The organism is Tabrizicola sp., from assembly GCF_031377265.1.
GTDB lineage: Bacteria > Pseudomonadota > Alphaproteobacteria > Rhodobacterales > Rhodobacteraceae > JAUYQR01.
The window spans coordinates 1-4218 of the sequence record NZ_JANMET010000043.1; the positions used below are offsets into that span (position 1 = coordinate 1).

Genomic DNA, 4218 nt, shown 5'->3' on the forward strand with positions numbered 1-4218 from the left:
TTGCCACTCTTCGCCATGTGCAAGGGCAGGCAGGCTCGGCGTCTTGCGCAGCCCCAGATCCAGCGCGATGAAGTAAAACGAACTGCCGATCCACGCGATGGCGGTGATCACATGCGTCCAGCGCGCCGCGATTTCCACCCATTCCCACAGCACCGCCCAATCATACATCGCGCCACTCCTGTTTTCCGAAACGCTATACCGAGCCGCACCTTTCTGTTAATCCATAGAAACGCCGCATCACTTTCAAGTTGTGCCGAACAATGTCCTATGTAAACACCATCCGCATGTTCGTCCGTGTCTATGAATTGGGCAGCATGAGTGCGGCCGCCCGCGATCAGCGCACCTCACCCGCCGTCGCCTCCGCCCGCATCTCCGAACTGGAAAAGCACCTCGGCGTACGGCTGTTCAACCGCACCACCCGCTCGTTGCAACCCACCGAAAACGGCCGCATCTTCTATGACGGCGCGCGCCGCGTGCTGGATGCCATCGACGAGGCCGAAGCCGCAGTGATGGATGTCACGCAAAACCCGCGCGGCACCATCTTTGTCGCGGCCCCGCTTGGCGTCGGCCGTCGCTTCGTGGCCCCGCATGTCCCGGCCTTCAAGGACCAATACCCTCAGATCGACGTGCGCCTGCGCTTGTCCGACCGCATCATCGACGTGGTCGCCGAAGCCATTGACGTGGCGTTTCACCTCGGCCTCCTCGACGACAGCACGCTGAAGGTGAAAACCATCGCCGACTGCCCGCGCCTTCTGTGCGCCGCCCCCGCTTACATCGCCCACCGCGGCATGCCCGAAGACGGCGCCGCCCTGGTCCGCGACCGGCACGATTGCCTGAACCTGCGCTTCCCCGGCGCCAAGGAATTTCAGTGGACGCTGCAAACCCCCGACGGCCCCCGCCGCTTTGAAATCGCGGGCCCCTTCGAATCCGACGATGGCGATGTCCTCACCGGTTGGGCGCTGGACGGGCGCGGCGTCATCCTGAAACCGCTGTTCGAGGTTGCAGCACACCTGCGCAGCGGCGCGCTGGTCCCTGTCGCCACCGCCACCCCGCCGCTGCCCACCCAGATTTCCTCGCTCAGCCAGCATCGGCGCCTGAAAGACCCCAAGGTCCGCCTTTTCACCGAATACATGGCCGCCCGCATCAAGGACGAACTGCGCCGCGCCAGCGACGGCCCCTGATGAAAATGCAGGACCACCGCCCTGCATTCCTCTTCTCGAAATATCCTCGGGGGGTTCGGGGGGCAGAAGGCCCCCCGGTCCCGCAGGCTCACTGCACGCGCTGACCGTTGACGTAGATCTCGCCGCCGGCCTTGGCCTCGATCTTCGAGGTCAGGCTATCGGGTTCCGCGCCCGGAGACATGAATGCCCCCATCATCATCCGCGCGCCCATCGCGTCTTCCTCGGTCACCATGCCCGTGGCGATCAACCCATCAATCAACGCATTGCCCCCGGTCAGGCTGACATTCGCCTCGCCCAGCGGCATCGGCACCCCCATCGAGTTGTCAAAGGTGAATGCCCCGGTGCCCATGAAGGCCGCCCCGGCAATCTTCAGCGTCATTTCCTTGATATCCAGCGTTTCTGGCGCGGGCATCGCCGGAGTGGCCCCGGTTTCCTCCGCCGCCATCAGGTCGATGAAGTCGATCTTGGCCATCCCCGACACGTCGATCGCCAGGTCCGCCGGATCGCGCTTCAACGCGCCGCCGGGGTCCACCATTGCCCAGGCCTCTTCATTCACCGTGAACTGGCTAAGCTTCATGATGAACGCATAAGGCGCCGCCGCGTCCTTCGCCATCACCGGCGAGGTCATCCCGAAAACAACCGGGCCAGAGGTGATCTTCACCGGCAACGGCAATGCCGTCGATGTCATCTCCAATGACAGCCCCTCGCCCTTGGACTGGATGTCGAAGGCGTCCTTGTTGAACACGCCGGTCGCCTCGCCCGGCCCGGCATTGATCGCCATATTGTAGGGGAACACCTCGTCTTCCATCGACGCTGTCCCGATCGACGTACCCTGTTTGGTCGACATGCTAAGGCTCAGCCCCTCCTGCAGCGCGGTGCCGAAATCACCAGGCGCCGCAATCGCAAACAACGACATCGTCGCAGGCATCGCCGCATCCAGCGCTATCGCCACATCCGCAGTTTCGCTGGTCGACGTGGTCTTCGTCTTCATCCCCGGATCGGCGGTAACGACATTGTAGCTCAGCTTCGACGCCGCAATATCAAAGCCGAAAGTCCGGTTGGTACCGGGCGTATCGGAATACACACCCGTCAGATCGGTGAACCCGACCGTGCCGTTCGACGTCGCCTTGCCCGCATCGCTGCCGTCAAACGATGTCGCCGGATAGCTCGAATCAAACGCCAGGTTCAGCGTCTTCGCGCCATAGTCATAAACCAGCGCTCCGCCGTCGCCTTCGCTGGCCTTCAGCATCAACCCCTCATGCGTCAGCTTGACCGACCCCGCCGTGCCCTCGCCCGCCAGATCAACGGCAATATCGGCGCCCGGCGTTATCGTCACCGAACCATCTGCCTCCTCGGTCAGCACCATGTCTGAAATGGTCAGCCCGCTTGCCGCCCCGGTCGGCACGATCAACACGCCATTCAGCGTCAGTGATCCGCCATCCTTGTTTTCAGTGGCGGCCGATACCGTCAGCCCCGCCGTTGCACCCGCGTCTTTCCACGATTGCCAGACCTGATCCGCCGTCAGCGCGGCATGGGCAGTGCCCGCCATCAACACAACAAACGCGGGGGCAGTGAAAAATGTCGTCATCCGAAACATGCCGTTCTCCTAAGCAATCAATAATGGACGCGCCCAGAAAACAGGTTTCCGTGCCGTGCCGCAAGAGAAGGATTCATGACCCCCGATAAGTCGAATAACCAAAGGCGGAAATCAGCAGGGGCACATGGTAATGCTGCGTGGCATCCGGCACCCCAAATCGGATCGGGATGTCCTCAAGGAACAGCACTTCGCCTGCGTTCTGCCCGCTGCCGCGCAGATACTCGCCCACCGAAAAAATCAACTCATAGGTGCCGGGCGTGAATGCCTTGCCCTCCAGCATCGGCGCATCGGTGCGCCCGTCGGCATTGGTGACCGTCTCGGCAAGCTTCTCGTGGTTCATGCCGGTCACCCGGTACAACGTGATCGTCACCCCTGCCGCAGGCCGCCCGCGTGCCGTATCCAGCACATGTGTCGTCAGCCGTCCGCTTGCCATTCCTGCCTCCTGCCGCTTGCTCTGGCAGTTAGCCACGAAACCCTGCAACATGCGATCCTGCATTGTCGGGATATGTCCTTCTGTGAAATCCTGAAAGTATCTGCTGCCGTTCCGCCCTAATCTGCACTGCACAGACAGGAGAGACGCGTGACCCGCTACCCCCGAGATTTCCGTGGCCACGGCCCCGATGCCCCTGACGCGGCCTGGCCCGGCGGCGCGCGCATCGCCATCAGCCTGGTGCTGAACTACGAAGAGGGTGGCGAAAACAACCTCTTGCACGGCGACGCCCAGTCCGAGGCGTTCTTGTCAGACATCGCCGGTGCCGCCCCCTGGCCCGGCCAACGCCACTGGAACATGGAATCGCTCTATGACTACGGCGCCCGCGCCGGTTTCTGGCGCCTGCACCGCCTGTTCACCGACCGCGATCTGCCCGTTACGATCTACGGCGTGACCTCCGCGCTGGCACGCAACCCCGAACAGCTCGGCGCCATGCAACAGGCCGGCTGGGAAATCGCCTCGCATGGCCTGAAGTGGATCGACCACCGCGACATGCCCGAAGCGGAGGAACGCGCCCAGATCGCCGAATCCATCCGCCTGCACACCGAACTCACCGGCACACCGCCGCGCGGCTGGTACACCGGCCGCACCTCGATGAACACCGTGCGCCTCACCGCTGAAACGGGCGCTTTCGACTGGATCTCCGACACCTACGACGATGACCTGCCCTACTGGCTTGAGGTCGGTGATCGCGACCAGTTGGTGATCCCCTACACGCTCGAAGCCAACGACATGCGCTTTGCCACAGCCCCCGGCTACATCGAAAGCGAACAGTTTTTCACATACCTGCGCGACAGCTTCGACACCCTCTATGCCGAAGGTGCCGCAGGCCGCGCCAAGATGTTTTCCATCGGCCTGCACTGCCGGCTGATCGGCCGCCCCGGCAAGATCGCCGGGCTCATCCGCTTTCTCGACCACGCCCAGCGCCATGACGGCGTCTGGTTTGCCGC

General features: G+C 63.1%; 5 protein-coding genes. 2 read left to right on the forward strand and 3 right to left on the reverse strand.

Features of this window, described 5'->3' with window-relative positions; all coding sequences use genetic code 11:
• A partial coding sequence (locus RMO18_RS02600) for a urate hydroxylase PuuD (RefSeq protein WP_309663768.1) occupies positions 1 to 168 on the reverse strand: 168 nt, incomplete at its 3' end.
• A gap of 92 nt (positions 169 to 260) precedes the next feature.
• Between RMO18_RS02600 and RMO18_RS02605 the strand changes: the two genes are divergently transcribed.
• Complete coding sequence (locus RMO18_RS02605) at positions 261 to 1181, forward strand: LysR family transcriptional regulator (protein ID WP_309663764.1); 921 nt, start codon at positions 261 to 263, stop codon at positions 1179 to 1181.
• A gap of 88 nt (positions 1182 to 1269) precedes the next feature.
• On the opposite strand, the gene RMO18_RS02610 is transcribed toward RMO18_RS02605, so the two are convergent.
• Both RMO18_RS02610 and uraH read right to left on the reverse strand, forming a co-directional pair.
• Positions 1270 to 2778 carry a DUF2125 domain-containing protein gene (locus RMO18_RS02610; protein ID WP_309663765.1) on the reverse strand — a complete coding sequence of 503 codons (1509 nt, stop codon included), beginning with the start codon at positions 2776 to 2778 and terminating at the stop codon, positions 1270 to 1272.
• 73 nt (positions 2779 to 2851) lie between these two features.
• Positions 2852 to 3211, reverse strand: coding sequence for a hydroxyisourate hydrolase (uraH, locus tag RMO18_RS02615; RefSeq protein ID WP_309663766.1), 360 nt, complete (start codon positions 3209 to 3211; stop codon positions 2852 to 2854).
• Between the two features lie 147 nt (positions 3212 to 3358).
• On the opposite strand from uraH, the gene puuE reads away from it, so the two are divergent.
• Positions 3359 to 4218 (forward strand): allantoinase PuuE (gene puuE, locus RMO18_RS02620; protein ID WP_309663767.1); only part of this gene is annotated, 860 nt, incomplete at its 3' end.

What these genes read in the sequence shown, in the direction of transcription:
- RMO18_RS02605 (WP_309663764.1), top strand. Translation starts at nt 261, where the DNA reads ATGTCCTATGTAAACACCATCCGCATGTTCGTCCGTGTCTATGAATTG.
- uraH (WP_309663766.1), bottom strand. Translation starts at nt 3,211, where the DNA reads ATGGCAAGCGGACGGCTGACGACACATGTGCTGGATACGGCACGCGGG.
- RMO18_RS02610 (WP_309663765.1), bottom strand. Translation starts at nt 2,778, where the DNA reads ATGTTTCGGATGACGACATTTTTCACTGCCCCCGCGTTTGTTGTGTTG.